Source organism: Vibrio sp. 10N.222.46.A1 (genome assembly GCF_041473595.1).
GTDB lineage: Bacteria > Pseudomonadota > Gammaproteobacteria > Enterobacterales > Vibrionaceae > Vibrio > Vibrio tasmaniensis_A.
This window is the reverse complement of the sequence record NZ_JBFRSN010001357.1, coordinates 1-1,122: the sequence shown is the minus strand read 5'-3', so window position 1 is coordinate 1,122 and position 1,122 is coordinate 1. Positions and strand designations below refer to the sequence as shown.

The following is a 1,122-nucleotide window of genomic DNA, read 5'->3' as shown; positions in this document are numbered from 1 at the left end:
ACGTGTGAAGGTACGGCTCAGCTCTTTATTGATAAGCTAAAAACGCGCATGATGGCTTCAACAATAAAGGGGTGGATCGCCAGAATGTTGTTTTCTGAGCTATTTACTGAATTAAAAACCTTGAACCCCGACCAGTATAACGGCGCAAGTTTGTTAGGATTGCGCGGCATTGTCATTAAAAGCCATGGAAGTGCTGATGTGTCTGCAGTCGTCAACGCGATTGGTGAGGCAGTACACGAGGTCAAACGACAAGTCCCCAGTCGCATTAGCGATCGTTTGGAAGCGGTTTTACTCGAGAGGCATTATTAGTCTTCATGTATAGCAAAATTTTAGGTACTGGCAGCTACTTGCCATCTCAGGTGCGTACTAACGCAGACTTAGAGAAAATGGTAGAGACTAGCGATGAGTGGATCGTGGCTAGAACAGGTATTAAAGAGCGTCGTATTTCAGCGGAAAACGAAACCGTTGCGGATATGGCGTTTTACGCTGCTGAGAATGCCATTGAAATGGCAGGTATCGACAAAGAAGATATTGATTTAATCATCGTTGCGACAACCAGCAGTAGCCACACATTTCCGTCTTCGGCATGTCAGGTACAAGGCAAGCTTGGTATCAAAGGCTGCCCTGCGTTTGATTTGGCTGCGGCGTGTTCTGGTTTTGTCTACGCACTGTCTGTTGCTGATCAACACATCAAGACTGGCATGTGTAAGAACGTTTTGGTAATCGGTGCGGATGCACTGTCAAAAACCTGTGATCCGACTGACCGCTCTACTATCATCTTATTTGGTGATGCTGCAGGTGCGGTGGTTGTTGGCGCAAGCGAAGAGCCAGGTATTTTGTCTACTCACATATACTCTGATGGTAAATATGGTGAGCTTCTAAGCCTAGAAGTTCCAGAGCGTGGCGGTGATGCCGACAAATGGTTGCACATGGCGGGCAACGAAGTATTTAAAGTGGCGGTAACTCAGCTTTCTAAGCTTGTGAAAGACACATTAGCGGCGAACAATATGGATAAGTCAGAGCTTGATTGGTTAGTTCCACATCAAGCGAACTACCGCATTATTTCGGCAACCGCTAAAAAGCTGACGATGTCGCTTGATCAAGTTGTGATTACTCTTGATA

Annotated in this window: 1 protein-coding gene and 1 pseudogene; both read left to right on the top strand. The window is 46.1% G+C overall.

Annotation, left to right across the window (positions count from 1 at the left end):
* Positions 1-309, top strand: a pseudogene (locus AB4496_RS26585) (phosphate acyltransferase); the annotation flags it as partial.
* A gap of 5 nt (positions 310-314) precedes the next feature.
* Positions 315-1,122: beta-ketoacyl-ACP synthase III (locus AB4496_RS26580; protein ID WP_372132898.1), on the top strand; the 808-nt coding region annotated here is incomplete at its 3' end.